Source organism: Pseudomonas sp. NY11955, from assembly GCF_048068035.1.
Lineage (GTDB): Bacteria > Pseudomonadota > Gammaproteobacteria > Pseudomonadales > Pseudomonadaceae > Aquipseudomonas.
In genome coordinates, this window is sequence record NZ_JBLUPS010000005.1 from 381,541 (window position 1) to 397,406 (window position 15,866).

Below are 15,866 nucleotides of genomic sequence, written 5' to 3' on the forward strand. Positions count from 1 at the left end.
CCCGAAACAAATGTAGGAGCGAGCTTCGCTCGCGATGCGCCGCGCGGGCGGCGCTCGATCTCATACGCGCCGAACATCTCAAGGCATACATCTCGTCGCCCCTACGAAAGTTCCTGTCGCTTTGTCGTCAGAAGCTGTCGCCCCACTGTAATTTTTTCTGCAGGGCCGTTAGAATCGATCCCTTTCCGTACAACCCCGTGGAGTGATGGCATGGCGGACGTAAAAAAGGTCGTACTGGCGTATTCCGGCGGCCTTGATACTTCGGTGATTCTCAAGTGGCTGCAGGATACCTACAACTGCGAAGTGGTGACCTTCACCGCTGACCTGGGTCAGGGCGAAGAGGTCGAGCCGGCTCGTGCCAAAGCCCAGGCAATGGGCGTTAAAGAGATCTACATCGATGACCTGCGCGAAGAATTCGTGCGTGATTTCGTGTTCCCGATGTTCCGCGCCAACACCGTCTACGAAGGCGAGTACCTGCTGGGTACTTCCATCGCCCGTCCGCTGATCGCCAAGCGCCTGATCGAAATCGCCAACGAAACCGGCGCTGACGCCATTTCCCATGGCGCTACCGGCAAAGGCAACGACCAAGTGCGTTTCGAGCTGGGTGCCTACGCCCTGAAGCCAGGCGTCAAGGTCATCGCTCCATGGCGCGAGTGGGACCTGCTGTCCCGCGAGAAGCTGATGGACTACGCCGAAAAGCACGGCATCCCGATCGAGCGTCACGGCAAGAAGAAGTCGCCGTACTCGATGGACGCCAACCTGCTGCACATCTCCTACGAAGGCGGTGTCCTGGAAGATACCTGGACCGAGCACGAAGAAGACATGTGGCGCTGGAGCGTCTCGCCTGAGAACGCCCCGGACCAGGCTACCTACATCGAGCTGACCTACCGCAACGGTGACATCGTCGCCATCGACGGCGTCGAGAAATCCCCGGCCACCGTGCTGGCCGACCTGAACCGTATCGGTGGTGCCAACGGCATCGGCCGCCTGGACATCGTCGAAAACCGTTACGTCGGCATGAAGTCGCGTGGCTGCTACGAGACCCCAGGCGGCACCATCATGCTCAAGGCTCACCGTGCCATCGAGTCGATCACACTGGACCGCGAAGTCGCTCACCTGAAAGATGAGCTGATGCCGAAGTACGCCAGCCTGATCTACACCGGCTACTGGTGGAGCCCGGAGCGTCTGATGCTGCAGCAGATGATCGACGCTTCGCAGGTCAACGTGAATGGCGTTGTGCGTCTGAAGCTGTACAAGGGCAATGTCACCGTGGTCGGTCGCAAGTCGGACGATTCGCTGTTCGACGCCAACATCGCCACCTTCGAAGAAGATGGCGGCGCCTACAACCAGGCGGACGCTGCCGGCTTCATCAAGCTCAACGCTCTGCGCATGCGCATTGCTGCCAACAAGGGCCGCTCGCTGCTCTGATTGTGGCTTTGTGCAATGAAAACCCCGGCTGAGGCCGGGGTTTTTTTATGCGTGCAGAAAAATCGGGGTGTTCAACTGTCGTGTTTCACAACATAGCCCTCCAGTGCACTGATCGAAAGCTGTGCGCACTGACGCCTATCCAGGTTGCAAAAGCGCCAGGTGCGCGCCGGCACAGGAGGCTGTGCAAGTGCGGACAAGAGTTGTTGTTCCATCATGTGATAGGCGTCGGGGCCGGAAAACATGAACGTGACGGGGTCGCCTTGAACCGCTTCGCAGGCTTCGTTACCCATTGCAGGCGCGGCCAGGCTGTTGGGTGCCAGCGAACAGTCGTCTGCGGTTGTGTCGGGTGTGGGGCTGTAAAACGACTTGTAGTTGAAATTGAGTGTCAGGAAGAACAGTGCTGTCAGAAAGAACGGGAAGCCCACCAGGAACCAAATGTAGAGCTTTTGGCTGGACTCGCTGAGAAACGGCAGTGTGGCAAGGGCGGAGGCTTCGATGACCCCCGCGAAGATGGCAATGATCGTCAGCGGGGCGACAGGTTGTGCTTGGGTCATGTGGCCGGCTCCAGCGGTTTTGACCATCTTTAACTTGCTGGGGTACTCGATTGAAGACAGGACTGTTTCCCTGGGCGGGAATAGTCGTCAAGACAGCTTGCCGCTTTACTTTTTCAACATGTTTGCGTTGGAAGTTTCTGCAGCCGAAGGTCAGTTTTCAACTGGTGAATTGTTGCAGGTGGGTGATACCGTTAATTCGGTAATAAGGAATTTGTTTGTTACAACGATAGTCATGGTGTGTAGGAGATTTCTGTAAGTGTTGTAAGTTTTGTCTGCCCATGAGTTTCGCCGGCAAATCGCCGCGCCAGCAAGCCTTCCGTCGGTTATCGTGGCGTGCCAAAGCAATAACAATGAATCAATGGATATCGCATGAATAAAGTGCTTATCGTGGATGATCACCCGGTCATACGCCTGGCCGTACGCATGCTGATGGAGCGGCATGGGTATGACGTTGTGGCTGAAACCGACAATGGGGTGGCTGCCTTGCAACTGACACGGCAACACCTGCCGGATATCGTGGTGCTGGATATCGGTATCCCAAAGCTGGATGGACTGGAGGTGATCGCCCGCATGGCGACTTACAGCCCGGGTAGCAAGGTACTGGTGCTGACGTCGCAGTCCCCGGGCAATTTTTCGATGCGCTGCATGCAGGCGGGGGCGGCGGGTTACGTGTGCAAGCAGCAGGAACTCACTGAGCTGCTTAGCGCCATCAAGGCCGTGTTGTCGGGTTACAGCTACTTCCCCAACCAGGCCTTGCATGCGTCACGCGGCAGGGGAGCGGGAAGCGAGATGGATATGGTCAACCGCCTCTCGGCCCGTGAAATGACGGTACTGCAGCAGTTGGCGCGAGGGCGTTCGAACAAGGAAATTGCCGACAGCATGTACCTCAGTAACAAAACGGTCAGTACCTACAAGTCGCGGCTATTGCTCAAGCTCAATGCGCAGTCGCTGGTCGACCTGATCGAGCTGGCGCAACGTCAAGGCCTCTGAAGGCCAGGCCTTGAAGCCTCCGGCCAGGAGGCTTTGCCAAGGCTACAGGTTCAGTACTACAGGTCGTAGTCGAAGTCGGCCAGCTGTTTTTGCAAGCGCCGCTCTTCCAGCATGTTATCGATGGTGCGGCGTTTGCTCAGATTGGTCTTTGCGGTTTCCACCTGGGGTTCCGCGTCATCGTCTGCGGCAACGAAATCATCTTCGATCGACAGGTCGTCTTTATCGGTACTCATGAGTCGCTCCAAGCCAAGGGGCCATTGGCCGTCCTTATAACCAGAAAGCAGACGCTGGTAAAAAAGATTTTTTCAATCGCCGTGAGTGGTTTTCAGCTATTGGCTCAATCGTCGGAGCTTTTGTGCTTGTACTCGCACAAATCTTCGATCCTGCAACTGCCGCACCTTGGCTTGCGCGCCTGGCACACATAGCGCCCATGCAGGATCAGCCAGTGGTGGGCGTCGAGCAAGTAGTCTTTCGGTACGAACTTGACCAGTTTCTTTTCCACCTCCAGTACCGTTTTGCCTGGCGCGATACCCGTGCGGTTACTGACCCGAAAGATATGAGTGTCCACAGCCATGGTCGGTTGGCGGAATGCGGTATTGAGCACCACGTTGGCGGTCTTGCGGCCTACACCGGGCAACGCCTCCAGCGCCTCTCGGGTTTGCGGTACCTGGCTGTCGTGGCGCTCGATCAGCAGCCGGCAGGCTTCTATGACATTCTTGGCCTTGCTGTTGTAAAGCCCGATCGTCTTGATGTACTCGCTAAGCCCTTCAACGCCCAAGGCAAAGATGGCTTCGGGGGTGTTGGCGACAGGGAACAGCCGGGCAGTGGCCTTGTTGACGCCGACGTCGGTGGATTGCGCCGACAGTGTCACGGCGACCAGCAGCTCGAATGGGGTGGTGTAGGCCAGTTCGGTCTTTGGGTCGGGGTTGTCTTCGTGCAGCCTGCGAAAGATCTCCAGGCGTTTGGCGGCATTCATGTAATCAGAGCTTTCCTTGACGACGTGGGTGGGCAGGGCCCGGACGCAGGCGATTGTACAAGGCCAACAGCAGTCCGAGCAGTAGCAGGGCGCCGGAGGCCAGGCTGGCCAGGTGCAGGTCGGTGACGTCGGCCAGCCACTGGCGGATGGCGCCGAGCAGCAGGCAGCTGGCAAATACCGCACTGAGGTGCCTGGCGAGCAGGTGCCAGCGGCGTTGGTCGGGCAGCAGATAATCGCTGGCAAGACACTGCAGGCACAACAAGGCGGGATAGAAGCCGAGGGCTAGGGCCAAGGGTAGCGACCAGGCACGCAGGGCCATTTGCAGGCAGCTGGCCAGGGCTGCCAGCACCAGCAGGCTGGCCAGCACATAGGCCCAGTTGGCCAGGCGCGGACGCAAGGGTGTCAGCAGCAGTTGGTGCAGGCATCCCATCAGTACCGCGCTCAGGCCAATGGTGGCGCCTTCGGCAAGTGTGCGGGTGGCGCCCAGCAGGGGCACAAGGCTTACGGCCAGCAGGCGGAAGCTATTCATGCACGGTACTCTCCAGCAGTACGCTGCGCTGTTCATCGAAGTAGCTCAGCGCCTCCTGCAAGGCAGCGATCACTGCCCGCGAGGTCACGGTTGCGCCGGCCAATTGGTCAAAGTCGCCCTGGTCCCGTTTCAGCGCCCAGTGATCGTTCAGCTGGCGATTGTCGAATTGCCCAAGCCAGTGCAACTGCGGGTCGCCCAGGCGAGCGCCCAGCCCGGGACTTTCCTGTTGTTCGACGACCCGGCTGCCGATCAGCCGGCCGTCTGTGGCGATGGCAAGACTCAGCAGGATCGGCCCGGCATAACCTTGGGTTTGCGTGACCAGGACGATAGCGCTTGGCTTGCCTGCCAGGGTGGCGCGGTAAGCCGCCAGGATGTGGCTGTTGGGGCGCTGTGCCTTGGGTCTCGGTAGAGGGTTGTCCAGCGGCTGGTTGTCATAACTGCCTTCTGGCAGCACTGCCAGGCGTTGGCGGCTTTGCAGTTGCTTCTCGGCGCTGCTGATGGCTGGGTTGGTCAAATGCCGCCATGCCAGGGTGGCAGACACGGCCAATGCCCCAGCCAGCAACAGCAAGCCCACATCCTGTGCCAGGCGCTTCATCGGGTGGCCTGCTGGCGCTGCGTGGCCAGGCGCTCGAGCGTTGGCGTCACCAGGTTCATCAGCAAGATGGCGAACGCGGTGCCATCCGGGTAACTGCCCCAGGTGCGAATCAGGTAGATGAGCAGGCCAGTGCCTACGCCGAAGCACAGCCTGGCCCATTCGTTCCTGGGGCCGGAGACCGGCTCGGTGGCAATGAAGAAGGCTGCCAGCATGGTCGAGCCGGAAAACAGGTGCAGCAAGGGCGAACCATTGGAGTCCGACCCCGAACCGTTCCAGCCCAACAGGCTGAATACGAACAACCCTGCCAGCAAGCCTGCCGGCGCATGCCAGCTGATCACCTTGCGCTGCAACAAGAACAGGCCGCCGACCAGGAATGCCAGGTTGACCCATTCGCTTCCTGCCGCGCCAATACTGCCGAAGCCCGGATGGCTGGCAAACAGCTCGTCGATGGTCAGGCTACGGTTGTGGCGCAAGCCGTCGAGCAACGTCGGCCGGGCCCAGGCATCGATCTGTTCGCCGCCTGCAAACACCTGTCGCAGGCTGTCCAGCAGGCCCGGTACCGGCCCTGGCCAATGGTTCATCTGTAACGGAAAACTCAGCAATACGAAGGCATAACCGACCATGGCGGGGTTGAACAGATTTCGCCCGACGCCACCAAAGGCCTGCTTGCCGATGCCGATGGCAACACTTGCCGCGATCACTGGCAACCACCATGGGGCCAGCGTAGGCAGGGCGGCCGCCAGCAGCACGGCGGTCACCAGTGCGCTGCCGTCGTTCAGCGCCGTGCTGGGTGATTGACCGCGCAGCGCCAGCAGCAGCGCTTCGCACAGCAATGCGGCACTGGCACACAGCAGCAGGTTCAGCAGCATGCCCCAGCCATGCAGCCACAACAGAGCCAGCAGACCAGGCAAGCAGGCCAGCAGGACCAGGCCCATGCTCGTGCGTAACCGTGGGTCGGGGTTGTTGTTCATTGGCCGAACATTCCATTGAAACCGGAAAGCGCCATGGCCATCACCCCGGCGCCGATCAGTTCGATGGGCAGGCCGCGTAGTACGCCAGGGATGTCGGCATGGGCACTGCGCTGGCGCAGATCGCTGAACAAAATCAACACCAGCCAGAAACCGCCACCCGCCAGCAGGCCTTGCAGCAGCGTGGTTACCCAGGTGCTGTCGTCGCGTGTCTGCTGCAGCCCCAACCCCAGCGCCACGGCATTGCTCAGCAGCAGCGCTGGCAACCCGACTACGGGCCAGGCCGGGCGCCACTTGGCCATTAGCCGGGGCAGGCCCCAGGCCAGCAGGGCAAGCCAGGGCAATAGCAGGAACAGGGCAAGGTCTTGGATGCGCAATGGGGTAAGTACCCCGCGCATCATCACTTGTGCGCCGAGCACGCCCAAGGCAATGCACAGGGCTCCCGCCAGGCCGTGTACATGCAGGTGCAGCCTGGAGATTGGCTGTTGCAGCCTGCATAGGTGATTGACCAGTGCGGCGCTGATCAGGACCAGGATGTAGTCATTCATGAGATGAAGATAGCCGGGAATCGCGACGATTGTCCGGCAATCAAGGTGCAGAACGCACTGCCCCGGCACAAAGGCCGGGGCAGAGGGGTTACTTGATGCGTTGGCCTGGCTTGGCGCCGCTGTCCGGGCTCAGCAGGTAGATTTCTTCACCGCCAGGGCCGGCAGCCATGACCATGCCTTCGGACACGCCAAAGCGCATCTTGCGTGGCTTGAGGTTGGCTACCATCATGGTCAGGCGGCCTTCCAGCTTGGACGGATCGGGGTAGGCCGACTTGATGCCGGAGAACACGTTGCGGCGTTCGTCACCGATGTCCAGGGTCAGTTGCAGCAACTTGTCGGCACCTGCCACGGCTTCGGCCTTGACGATCAGCGCCACGCGCAGGTCGACTGCCGCGAAGGTATCGAACTCGATCTCCGCCGACAGCGGGTCCTTGGTCAGCTCGCCATTGCCCGCTGGTGCCTTGGCTTGCGTAGCCAGCAAGTCTTCCTTGCTGGCCGCGACCATGGCTTCGACCTTGGCCGGCTCGATACGGCTCATCAGGGCCTTGAACGGGTTCAGTTTGTGGTTTTCCAGGCGCGACAGGTGGTCGCCCCAGGTCAACGGGGCAACGTTGAGGAACGCCTCGGCATCGGCGGCCAGCACCGGCAGTACCGGCTTGAGGAAGATCACCAACTGACGGAACAGGTTGATGCCTTGGGCGCAGATGGCCTGTACTTCATCCTGCTTGCCTTCCTGTTTGGCCAGCGACCACGGGGCCTTGTCGGCGATCCAGGCGTTGGCGCGGTCGGCCAGCGCCATGATTTCGCGCATGGCGCGGCCAAAATCACGGGCTTCATAGGCTTCGGCGATGGAGGGCGCGGCCGCCAGGAAGGCTTCGGTCAGCTCAGGCGCGGCATCACCGCTTACCATCACACCTTCGTTGCCCTTGTGGATGAAACCTGCGCAGCGGCTGGCAATGTTGACCACCTTGCCGACCAGGTCGGAGTTGACCTTCTGCACGAAGTCTTCCAGGTTCAAGTCCAGGTCGTCGACGCCTCGGCCCAGCTTGGCTGCGTAGTAGTAACGCAGGTATTCCGGCTGCAGGTGGTCCAGGTAGGTGCGGGCCTTGATGAAGGTGCCGCGCGACTTGGACATCTTGGCGCCGTTGACGGTCAGGTAGCCGTGCACGTTGACCGCGGTCGGCTTGCGGAAGCCGGCGCCTTCGAGCATGGCTGGCCAGAACAGGGCGTGGAAGTTGACGATGTCCTTGCCGATGAAGTGGTACAGCTCGGCCTTGGAGCCTTCGTTCCAGAAGGCATCGAAGTCCAGCTCCGGGCGACGTGCGCAGAGGTTCTTGAAGCTGGCCATGTAGCCGATTGGTGCATCCAGCCATACGTAGAAGTATTTGCCCGGCTCACCTGGGATTTCAAAACCGAAGTACGGCGCGTCGCGGGAGATATCCCACTCCTGCAGGCCGGAATCCAGCCATTCGGCCAGCTTGTTGGCTACCGCGTCCTGCAGGGTGCCGCTGCGGGTCCACTGCTGCAGCATGGCCTGGAAGTCTGGCAGCTTGAAGAAGAAGTGCTGGGAGTCACGTAGTACCGGGGTGGCACCGGAGATCGCCGACTTGGGGTTCTTCAGCTCGGTGGGCGCGTAGGTGGCGCCGCATTTTTCGCAGTTGTCGCCGTACTGGTCTTCGGCCGCGCACTTGGGGCAGGTGCCCTTGATGAAGCGGTCGGCGAGGAACATGCCTTTTTCCGGGTCGAAGTACTGGGTCACCGAACGGGTGGCGATGTGCCCGGCTTCACGCAGGCGCGTGTAGATCAGGCCTGACAGTTCGCGGTTTTCTTCGCTGTGGGTGGAGTGGAAATTATCGAAATCCACCAGGAAGTCGGCGAAGTCGCTGCTGTGCTCGGCCTGGACGTTGGCGATCAGTTGTTCCGGGGTGATGCCTTCTTTTTCGGCGCGCAGCATGATGGCCGAGCCGTGGGCGTCGTCGGCGCAGACGTAGATGCACTGGTTGCCGCGCATTTTCTGGAAACGCACCCACATGTCCGTCTGGATGTACTCCAGCATATGGCCTAGATGGATCGATCCATTGGCATAGGGCAGGGCGCTGGTGACGAGAATCTGACGTGGCTCGGACATGGTGGCTCGGCTACTTATCTGGCTACGGGGTAAAAATGAGGGTGATCGGCCACTATAAAGGGCTGGCGAAGATATTTCACCCCACATACGCATCTGCTGACGATTGACGGGTTAGGATAGGCGCCTGTTTTACATTCAGTTTGCCAATGGGAGTCTCCATGAGTGCCGTCACCCGTACCGCCGTCGAAGGCGTGCTTCGCCAGTACACCGACCCCTACCTGAACCAGGACCCAGTCAGCGCCGGCTGCGTGCGTGCCATCGATATCCAGGGCGGGCAGGTCAGCGTGCAGTTGCAACTGGGTTATGCCGCCGGGCTGTTCAAGAACGGTTGGGCCCAGGTGCTGCAGACCGCCATCGGCAACCTTGAGGGCGTCAGCGGTGCCCAGGTGTCGATCGAATGCGTGGTGGCTGCGCACAAGGCTCAGGCCCAGGTGCCGGCCATGGCCAACGTCAAGAACATCATCGCCGTGGCTTCGGGCAAGGGCGGTGTGGGCAAGTCGACCACCGCGGCCAACCTGGCCCTGGCCCTGGCCCGCGAAGGTGCGCGGGTAGGTATTCTCGATGCCGACATCTACGGGCCCAGCCAGGGTGTGATGTTCGGGATTGCCGAGGGTACCCGTCCGCAGATTCGTGAGCAGAAGTGGTTCGTGCCGATCAAGGCCCATGGTGTGGAAGTCATGTCCATGGCCTTCCTCACCGACGACAACACACCGATGGTATGGCGTGGCCCAATGGTCTCCGGTGCGCTGCTGCAATTGGTGACCCAGACCGCCTGGGACGACCTGGACTACTTGGTGATCGACATGCCGCCTGGCACCGGCGACATCCAGCTGACCCTGGCACAAAAGGTGCCGGTGGCCGGTTCGGTGATTGTCACCACGCCGCAAGACCTGGCCCTGCTGGATGCCAAGAAGGGTGTGGAAATGTTCCGCAAGGTCAACATCCCAGTGCTGGGTGTGGTCGAGAACATGGCCGTGCACATCTGCTCGAACTGCGGCCATGCCGAGCACCTGTTCGGCGAAGGCGGTGGCGAGAAGCTGGCCAGCCAGTATGGCGTCGACCTGCTGGCGTCGCTGCCGTTGTCGATGCTGATCCGTGAGCAGGCCGACAGCGGCAAGCCGACGGCGATTGCCGAGCCGGAAAGCCAGATTGCCATGGTCTATCAGGAGCTGGCGCGACAGGTGGGCGCGCGGATCGTGCTGCAGGAAGCAGCGGCACCGGCGATGCCGAGCATTACCATCAGCGAAGACTGAGCCGAGACCGAGTCGCCCACTTCGCGGGCTTGCCCGCTCCCACAGGGACTGCACAGCACTCAAGGTCTGTGGAGCCTCTGTGGGAGCGGGCAAGCCCGCGAAGCCAGCGCCGACTTTCAAGCAGGCATAAAAAAACCCGCCGGAAGGCGGGTTTTTTTGAAAGCTAGGAAGCTAGATCGACTTAGGCGATCTGAACTTCTTCAGCCTGCATGCCTTTCTGGCCGCGGGTAGCGACGAAAGTAACAGCCTGGCCTTCTTTCAGGGTTTTGAAGCCGTCAGCTTGGATGGCTTTGAAGTGCACGAACAGGTCGTCGCCCGACTGAGGGGTGATGAAGCCGTAGCCCTTCTCATCGTTGAACCACTTAACAACACCGGATTGACGGTTGGACATTTTTCTGTCTCCTTGGACAATTTGATAACGGTCAGGAAAAACCCTGCCCGGGACTGAGCGCAAAGAGAGCAGAAAATTCAGCGATGGGCCGATCAGGATCGTGCATCAAACTAGAGATTCTCGGTGTCACGTGCAGCACAGTGGCGCCACCTTACCCCACTTTCCGCAACCTGCCAATGGTAAGAAGGCGCTTTACGCAAATTCGGATCGACGGCGGCTGCAGCCCCCGCCCGGCGCGGGATTAGGCATGGAACTTTAACCTGGGCGCCGGGACCGGTAAGATGCGCATCACGATTTTCACCACGCAACTCTTCAGGACACCCCGCCATGAGCATCAAATCGGACAAGTGGATTCGCCGCATGGCGCAGGAACACGGCATGATCGAACCGTTCGTCGAGCGCCAGGTGCGCGGCGAGCAGGACAGCCGGGTAATCTCCTTCGGCGTCTCCAGCTACGGCTACGACGTGCGCTGCGCCGACGAATTCAAGGTGTTCACCAACATCAACTCGGCTACCGTCGACCCGAAGAACTTCGACGCCGGCAGCTTCGTCGACATCAAGAGCGACGTGTGCATCATTCCGCCAAACTCGTTCGCCTTGGCGCGTACTGTGGAATATTTCCGTATTCCGCGCGACGTTCTGACCATTTGCCTGGGCAAGAGCACCTATGCCCGTTGCGGCATCATCGTCAACGTCACCCCGCTTGAGCCCGAGTGGGAAGGCCACGTGACGTTGGAGTTTTCCAACACCACCACGCTGCCGGCGAAGATCTACGCCAATGAAGGCGTGGCGCAGATGCTGTTCCTGCAGTCCGACGAAGAGTGCGAAGTGTCGTACAAGGACCGTGGCGGCAAATACCAAGGCCAGCGCGGCGTTACCCTGCCGCGTACCTGAGCCGACAAGCGCGGGGAATTACCCGCGCCTTTGGCACTCCAACGCAGTGATGCCGGTGCGCATGATGTGCATCGGCTTTCGTCAGGAGCAGCCAATGAAACTCCATCCCGCAATCAGTGCCAAGCTGGCAGGCCTGCAGCCCAATCACGTGGGGTTGTTGCCCTGGTCACTGCTGGCGCACCCGCTGCCCATGCAGGCGGGGGGCGTGCCCCATCAGCCTGACCCCGATACCCCGCAGCCGCCGGAACCCGGTGAAACACCCCCCATGGAGCCAGGCGAGCCAACCTTGCCTGACGAGCCACCTCCCGCGCCTGTCGCTTGAGCGCCGCTCTAGAGCGGCCAGATGCGGCCCGCGCCAGCCAGGTACGCTCGGCTGGCGCGGGTGGGGGTGATTTCCCAACCTCCGGTGAACTCGCCGAATGCCGGTAGCAGGCTGACCTGTTCATCGAACAGAAAACAAGGTAGGCGCAGGCGCTGACGGGCCTTGCCGCGCAGGACGAAGACCGGGTGCACATGGCCTGCCAGCACCGGATGCGTCGCGTGGGGCTGCGGTTCGTGCTGCAGGGCAAAGGGTGCGAGTACCCAAGGCTCGTCAATGACCTCGATGTTGAGTGAGGCAGGTGGGTCGCCGGCGTTACGGTCATGATTGCCTCGAATCAATACTATTTGCAGCTTTTCATGCCGTGCTCGCCAGTCATGCAGCTTGGCCAGCGTTGCCGGTGCACGGGCCGTGCGGGCATGCAGGAAGTCGCCCAGGATGATCAGTTGCTCGCAGTCATGCGCGACCAGCAGTGCATCGAGCCGTCCGAGTGTCGTCTCAGTGGTTCCGCGTGGCACCGGTTGATGCAGGGCGCGATAGCTGGCGGCTTTGCCGATATGCACGTCGGCCACCAGCAGTACACGGCGCGCGGGCCAGTAGATGGCCTTGTCGGGGAGCAGCCAGAGCACCTGGCCACAGTGTTCGATGGGCAGGTGATTCATTGCGCGCCCGCTACCTGTTCCAGTTCCGTCAGCATTCGCGCAATCCGGTCTGCCAGTTTTTCGGTGCTCAGCGTCTCGCGCATGCCCTCCACCAACAAGGCAAACGCCAATGGCCCTGGCCGCTTCAACGTCCGCAGGTCCAGTTGCAGTTCACCCATTTTCACTAGCTGTCGACGCAGCCGTTCGATCTCCAGCTCTTCGCTCAACACTTCATCCCGCGCCTGGCCAAGCAGCAGATTCCCAGCATCGTGCTTGCGAAACACTTCATAGAACAGCCCGCTGGAGGCCTGGATCTGCCGGGTGCTCTTCTGCGCCGCTGGATATCCGCCGAACACCAGCCCGGCAATCTGGGCGATTTCACGAAAGCGCCGCAGTGCCATCTCCCCGGCATTCAGGCTGGCCAGCACATCTTCCAGCAGGTGCCCGGTGCTCAGCGCCAGCGGCAAGTGCCTGGCCCAATCCACCTGGGTAGGGCTGAGCAATTCGAAGCCGTAGTCGTTGACGGCGATCGACACCGACAGCGGTTGTTCGCGGCTGACCCGCCAGGCAATCAGGTTGGCCAGGCCCAGGTTGGCCATGCGCCCGGCAAACGGGTACAGGAACAGATGCCAGCCCTGGCGGGATTTGTAGGTCTCGGCCAGCAGCGTACCGGTGGTGGGCAAGGCTGACCATTGTGCCTGTAGCGCTAGCAGCGGGCGCACTGCCTGCATCTCCGGGCCGTCAAAGCGCTCATGGGCTGCTGCATCGAACTGCTCGACCAACGCGTCGGCCAGTTCACTCGAGAGCGGCATGCGCCCGCCGTTCCAGCGCGCCACCGCAGCCTTGCGCGCCGTGCTGCGACGCACATAGGCCGTCATGTTTTCCACCCGCACCAGCTCTAGCACCCGCCCGGCAAACACCAGCGTATCGCCGGGGCGCAAGCGGGCGATGAACGCTTCTTCGACACTGCCCAGGGTCTTGCCCCCGCCGCCCTTGCCCCAGTACTTCAACTGCAGGTTGGCATCGCTGACGATGGTGCCGATACCCATGCGGTGTCGCCGTGCCAGGCGTTCGCTGGCAACCCGGTAAACGCCGTCGGTGTGGCGCACGACGCGCTGGTAGTCCGGGTAGGCGGTGAGTGAACTGCCGCCATGGCAGACGAAGTCCAGCGCCCATTGCCACTGGCTGTCGCGCAACGTGCGAAAGGCCCAGGTGCTGCGCACTTCGGCCAGCAACTGCTCGGGACGAAAACCACAACCCATGGCCATGCTGACCAGGTGCTGCACCAGCACGTCCATGCTCAGGCGCGGTGAGACGCGGGCTTCGATGTGGCCGGCAAGCAGGGCCTGCCTGGCCGCGGCAGCCTCCACCAGTTCCAGGCTATGGGTGGGCACCAGGGTGACCCGCGAGCGACGCCCCGGCGCATGCCCTGAACGGCCGGCGCGTTGCATCAGGCGGGCGATGCCCTTGGCCGAGCCGATTTGCAGCACCCGCTCCACGGGCAGAAAGTCCACGCCCAGGTCCAGGCTGGAGGTACAGATCACCGCTTTCAGGTTGCCTTGCTTCAGGCTGCGTTCGACCCAGTCACGGGTATCGCGGGCCAACGAGGCATGGTGCAGGGCAATCAGCCCAGCCCAGTCGGGACGGGCGTCAAGCAGCGCCTGGTACCAGAGTTCGGCCTGTGCACGGGTGTTGGTGAACACCAGGCAACTGGCACTGGCGTCGATCTCACGGCTGACCTGGTCGAGCATCTTCAGGCCCATGTGCCCAGCCCAGGGGAAGCGCTCGATCACTGTCGGCAACAGGGTGTCGACCTGCAGCGCCTTGTCCTGGCGTCCTTGCACCAGCAAGCCGCCTTGCGGCAGCAAGACGTCCAGTGCATGTTGCAGGTTGCCGAGGGTTGCGGACAGGCCCCAGGTCGGCAGGCCCGGGTGCCAGTGGCGCAGGTGTGCCAAGGCCAGTTGCAGTTGTACCCCGCGCTTGTTGCCAAGCAACTCGTGCCATTCATCCACCACCACCAGTTGCAGCGTGGCGAAGTCCTCGCGTGCCTGTGCCCGGGTCAGCAGAAGGGTCAGGCTTTCGGGGGTGGTGACCAGCACGCTGGGTAGCCGCCGGGCTTGCCGGGCGCGTTCGGCGCTGCCGGTGTCACCGCTGCGCACCCCTACGCTCCAAGGCAGTTCGAGCTCATCCAGCGGCGCTTGCAAGGCACGTGCAGTGTCGGCGGCCAGGGCACGCATGGGGGTCACCCACACCACCTGCAGGGGGGGCGGCTGGCGGCCCTGCGGCTGGGCCTTGAATGCACGTAGCGCGGCGAGCCATACCGCGTAGGTCTTGCCGGCGCCAGTACTGGCGTGCAGCAACCCGGACTCGCCCCGTTCGACGGCAGCCCAGACACGCCGCTGGAAAGCGAACGGCTTCCAGCCGCGCTTGGCGAACCAGGCGTTGGCGAGGTCGGTAGCGGCAGGCATGAGGCAGGTGGTCCTTCGAAGGCTGTGTTTCTACAGACCACGTGCTGGCAGCGATGGTTTTACTGGATCAGTTGCCCAACAAGTAACCGCTGCGGCATACCTGTTCGCCGGCCACATGAGCAATGACCATGCCCGCGGTGGCCATGCGCCGTACGCTGCGCGCATACAGCAGGCCTGGCTGGCTGTTGCGGATGGCGGTGACCCGGTCATTGAGCGGGTCGATGACTTCTGCGATGAGCTGGCCAGCCTCCAGGTGCTGGCCCGGTTTGGCGTGGTACACCAGCAACCCGCCCAGTGGTGTTGCCACGGGCTCCACGGCGGCCAACGGGGTGGCGGGGCGGAGCAGCGCGGGCTGGGCAGGGCTGGCGCCCTCGATGATGCCGGCGTGGGTCAGGAAGTCGAGGATCGCCTGGCAATCCTTGCTGGCCAGGTCATGGCTGACATCGGCCTGGCCCCGCAACTCGATGGTGACCGAGCAGCAACCCAGCGGAATCGGAAAGCGCTTGCCGAAGCGCTGCTGCAACTGCCACCAGACCAGGCTGAAACATTCATCGAACGACTGCCCGCCCGAGTCGGTGGCCAGCAGGCTGGCCTGGGCGCCCAGGTAGCGAGCCAAGGGTTCGATCTGTGGCCAGGCGTCCGGTGTGGTGTACAGGTGCTCGACCGCCTCGAAGTCGCAGTGCAGGTCCAGCACCATGTCGGCATCGCAGGCCAGGCGCTGCAGGATCAGGCGCTGGGCTTGCAGCGGTGTACGGGCTGGGTGCGCGTCCAGCCCACGGCGCAGGTATTCGCGAATCAGCTCAAGGTTGTGAGCTGAGTCCTGGGTCAGGTGTTCTTCGATCTGGTCGCCGATGCTGTCCGACAGGTCGACGAAGTTGCGGTTGAAGTTTTCGCCGCTTTGTAGTTCGAAGCGCCCCAGCGGCGCATCCAGCAGCACTTGCTCCAGGCCGACTGGGTTGGCTACCGGCACCAGGATGATCTCGCGGTGCAGTCGGCCTTGTTGTTCCAGTTCGCCTAAGCGGCGTTTGAGATGCCAGGCCACCAGCATGCCCGGCAATTCGTCGGCGTGCAGCGAGGCCTGGATATACACCTTGCCACCACCGCGGGGGCCGAAATGGAAGCTGTGCAGTTGACGGGTAATGCCCGGAACAGGTGAGAGCAGGTCGTGGGTTGAATGGTGCATG

17 protein-coding genes are annotated in these 15,866 nt (G+C 61.8%); 5 read left to right on the plus strand and 12 right to left on the minus strand.

Going from position 1 to position 15,866, the window contains the following annotated elements; all coding sequences use genetic code 11:
* Positions 1-210: 210 nt before the first annotated feature.
* Positions 211-1,428, plus strand: a complete 1,218-nt coding sequence (locus tag ACNFBR_RS12620; RefSeq protein WP_003254941.1) for an argininosuccinate synthase — start codon at positions 211-213, stop codon at positions 1,426-1,428.
* A gap of 71 nt (positions 1,429-1,499) precedes the next feature.
* Here ACNFBR_RS12620 and ACNFBR_RS12625 read toward each other — a convergent pair whose 3' ends face one another.
* Positions 1,500-1,982 carry a hypothetical protein gene (locus tag ACNFBR_RS12625; protein WP_416735195.1) on the minus strand — a complete coding sequence of 161 codons (483 nt, stop codon included), beginning with the start codon at positions 1,980-1,982 and terminating at the stop codon, positions 1,500-1,502.
* Positions 1,983-2,351: 369 nt separating this feature from the next.
* Here ACNFBR_RS12625 and ACNFBR_RS12630 point away from each other — a divergent pair, with 369 nt between their 5' ends.
* The gene (locus ACNFBR_RS12630; protein WP_416735196.1) at positions 2,352-2,972 is read left to right on the plus strand and encodes a response regulator; all 621 of its coding nucleotides are present in this window, start codon (positions 2,352-2,354) and stop codon (positions 2,970-2,972) included.
* A gap of 56 nt (positions 2,973-3,028) precedes the next feature.
* Here ACNFBR_RS12630 and ACNFBR_RS12635 read toward each other — a convergent pair whose 3' ends face one another.
* The 7 genes from ACNFBR_RS12635 to metG all read right to left on the minus strand — a co-directional run bounded on the left by ACNFBR_RS12635 (position 3,029) and on the right by metG (position 8,716).
* Positions 3,029-3,205, minus strand: a complete 177-nt coding sequence (locus ACNFBR_RS12635; RefSeq protein WP_012273877.1) for a PA3496 family putative envelope integrity protein — start codon at positions 3,203-3,205, stop codon at positions 3,029-3,031.
* Positions 3,206-3,309: 104 nt separating this feature from the next.
* A complete protein-coding gene (gene nth / locus ACNFBR_RS12640; protein WP_416735197.1) occupies positions 3,310-3,948 on the minus strand; it encodes an endonuclease III in 639 nt (212 codons plus the stop codon).
* A gap of 4 nt (positions 3,949-3,952) precedes the next feature.
* Complete coding sequence (locus ACNFBR_RS12645; RefSeq protein WP_416735198.1) at positions 3,953-4,477, minus strand: Rnf-Nqr domain containing protein; 525 nt, start codon at positions 4,475-4,477, stop codon at positions 3,953-3,955.
* Positions 4,470-5,072, minus strand: coding sequence for an RnfABCDGE type electron transport complex subunit G (locus ACNFBR_RS12650; RefSeq protein WP_416735199.1), 603 nt, complete (start codon positions 5,070-5,072; stop codon positions 4,470-4,472). The genes ACNFBR_RS12645 and ACNFBR_RS12650 overlap by 8 nt, the downstream gene beginning before the upstream one ends.
* A complete protein-coding gene (locus ACNFBR_RS12655) occupies positions 5,069-6,043 on the minus strand; it encodes an RnfABCDGE type electron transport complex subunit D (protein ID WP_416735200.1) in 975 nt (324 codons plus the stop codon). The genes ACNFBR_RS12650 and ACNFBR_RS12655 overlap by 4 nt, the downstream gene beginning before the upstream one ends.
* Positions 6,040-6,588: an Rnf-Nqr domain containing protein gene (locus ACNFBR_RS12660; RefSeq protein WP_416735201.1), complete on the minus strand. Its 549-nt coding sequence runs from the start codon at positions 6,586-6,588 to the stop codon at positions 6,040-6,042. Before ACNFBR_RS12660 ends, ACNFBR_RS12655 begins: the two co-directional genes overlap by 4 nt.
* Positions 6,589-6,676: 88 nt before the next feature.
* A complete protein-coding gene (gene metG, locus ACNFBR_RS12665; protein ID WP_416735202.1) occupies positions 6,677-8,716 on the minus strand; it encodes a methionine--tRNA ligase in 2,040 nt (679 codons plus the stop codon).
* Between the two features lie 158 nt (positions 8,717-8,874).
* Here metG and apbC point away from each other — a divergent pair, with 158 nt between their 5' ends.
* Entirely contained in the window at positions 8,875-9,969 is a 1,095-nt protein-coding gene (apbC, locus tag ACNFBR_RS12670; RefSeq protein WP_416735203.1) for an iron-sulfur cluster carrier protein ApbC, read from the plus strand.
* Positions 9,970-10,150: 181 nt separating this feature from the next.
* On the opposite strand, the gene ACNFBR_RS12675 is transcribed toward apbC, so the two are convergent.
* Complete coding sequence (locus ACNFBR_RS12675; protein ID WP_003254922.1) at positions 10,151-10,360, minus strand: cold-shock protein; 210 nt, start codon at positions 10,358-10,360, stop codon at positions 10,151-10,153.
* Positions 10,361-10,687: 327 nt separating this feature from the next.
* Between ACNFBR_RS12675 and dcd the strand changes: the two genes are divergently transcribed.
* Positions 10,688-11,254 (plus strand): dCTP deaminase, encoded by a 567-nt coding sequence (gene dcd, locus ACNFBR_RS12680; RefSeq protein WP_003258001.1) that lies wholly within the window; start codon positions 10,688-10,690, stop codon positions 11,252-11,254.
* 94 nt (positions 11,255-11,348) lie between these two features.
* A complete protein-coding gene (locus tag ACNFBR_RS12685) occupies positions 11,349-11,576 on the plus strand; it encodes a hypothetical protein (protein ID WP_003254918.1) in 228 nt (75 codons plus the stop codon).
* An 8-nt stretch (positions 11,577-11,584) separates the two neighbouring features.
* On the opposite strand, the gene pdeM is transcribed toward ACNFBR_RS12685, so the two are convergent.
* The 3 genes from pdeM to ACNFBR_RS12700 form a co-directional block, all read right to left on the minus strand.
* Positions 11,585-12,235, minus strand: coding sequence for a ligase-associated DNA damage response endonuclease PdeM (gene pdeM / locus ACNFBR_RS12690; RefSeq protein ID WP_416735204.1), 651 nt, complete (start codon positions 12,233-12,235; stop codon positions 11,585-11,587).
* Entirely contained in the window at positions 12,232-14,682 is a 2,451-nt protein-coding gene (locus tag ACNFBR_RS12695; protein ID WP_416735205.1) for a ligase-associated DNA damage response DEXH box helicase, read from the minus strand. Before ACNFBR_RS12695 ends, pdeM begins: the two co-directional genes overlap by 4 nt.
* 67 nt (positions 14,683-14,749) lie before the next feature.
* Positions 14,750-15,865, minus strand: a complete 1,116-nt coding sequence (locus ACNFBR_RS12700; RefSeq protein ID WP_416735206.1) for a succinylglutamate desuccinylase/aspartoacylase family protein — start codon at positions 15,863-15,865, stop codon at positions 14,750-14,752.
* Between the last annotated feature and the right edge of the window lies 1 nt (position 15,866).

What these genes read in the sequence shown, in the direction of transcription:
- ACNFBR_RS12620 (WP_003254941.1), top strand. Translation starts at nt 211, where the DNA reads ATGGCGGACGTAAAAAAGGTCGTACTGGCGTATTCCGGCGGCCTTGAT.
- ACNFBR_RS12625 (WP_416735195.1), bottom strand. Translation starts at nt 1,982, where the DNA reads ATGACCCAAGCACAACCTGTCGCCCCGCTGACGATCATTGCCATCTTC.
- ACNFBR_RS12630 (WP_416735196.1), top strand. Translation starts at nt 2,352, where the DNA reads ATGAATAAAGTGCTTATCGTGGATGATCACCCGGTCATACGCCTGGCC.
- ACNFBR_RS12635 (WP_012273877.1), bottom strand. Translation starts at nt 3,205, where the DNA reads ATGAGTACCGATAAAGACGACCTGTCGATCGAAGATGATTTCGTTGCC.
- nth (WP_416735197.1), bottom strand. Translation starts at nt 3,948, where the DNA reads ATGAATGCCGCCAAACGCCTGGAGATCTTTCGCAGGCTGCACGAAGAC.
- ACNFBR_RS12645 (WP_416735198.1), bottom strand. Translation starts at nt 4,477, where the DNA reads ATGAATAGCTTCCGCCTGCTGGCCGTAAGCCTTGTGCCCCTGCTGGGC.
- ACNFBR_RS12650 (WP_416735199.1), bottom strand. Translation starts at nt 5,072, where the DNA reads ATGAAGCGCCTGGCACAGGATGTGGGCTTGCTGTTGCTGGCTGGGGCA.
- ACNFBR_RS12655 (WP_416735200.1), bottom strand. Translation starts at nt 6,043, where the DNA reads ATGAACAACAACCCCGACCCACGGTTACGCACGAGCATGGGCCTGGTC.
- ACNFBR_RS12660 (WP_416735201.1), bottom strand. Translation starts at nt 6,588, where the DNA reads ATGAATGACTACATCCTGGTCCTGATCAGCGCCGCACTGGTCAATCAC.
- metG (WP_416735202.1), bottom strand. Translation starts at nt 8,716, where the DNA reads ATGTCCGAGCCACGTCAGATTCTCGTCACCAGCGCCCTGCCCTATGCC.
- apbC (WP_416735203.1), top strand. Translation starts at nt 8,875, where the DNA reads ATGAGTGCCGTCACCCGTACCGCCGTCGAAGGCGTGCTTCGCCAGTAC.
- ACNFBR_RS12675 (WP_003254922.1), bottom strand. Translation starts at nt 10,360, where the DNA reads ATGTCCAACCGTCAATCCGGTGTTGTTAAGTGGTTCAACGATGAGAAG.
- dcd (WP_003258001.1), top strand. Translation starts at nt 10,688, where the DNA reads ATGAGCATCAAATCGGACAAGTGGATTCGCCGCATGGCGCAGGAACAC.
- ACNFBR_RS12685 (WP_003254918.1), top strand. Translation starts at nt 11,349, where the DNA reads ATGAAACTCCATCCCGCAATCAGTGCCAAGCTGGCAGGCCTGCAGCCC.
- pdeM (WP_416735204.1), bottom strand. Translation starts at nt 12,235, where the DNA reads ATGAATCACCTGCCCATCGAACACTGTGGCCAGGTGCTCTGGCTGCTC.
- ACNFBR_RS12695 (WP_416735205.1), bottom strand. Translation starts at nt 14,682, where the DNA reads ATGCCTGCCGCTACCGACCTCGCCAACGCCTGGTTCGCCAAGCGCGGC.
- ACNFBR_RS12700 (WP_416735206.1), bottom strand. Translation starts at nt 15,865, where the DNA reads ATGCACCATTCAACCCACGACCTGCTCTCACCTGTTCCGGGCATTACC.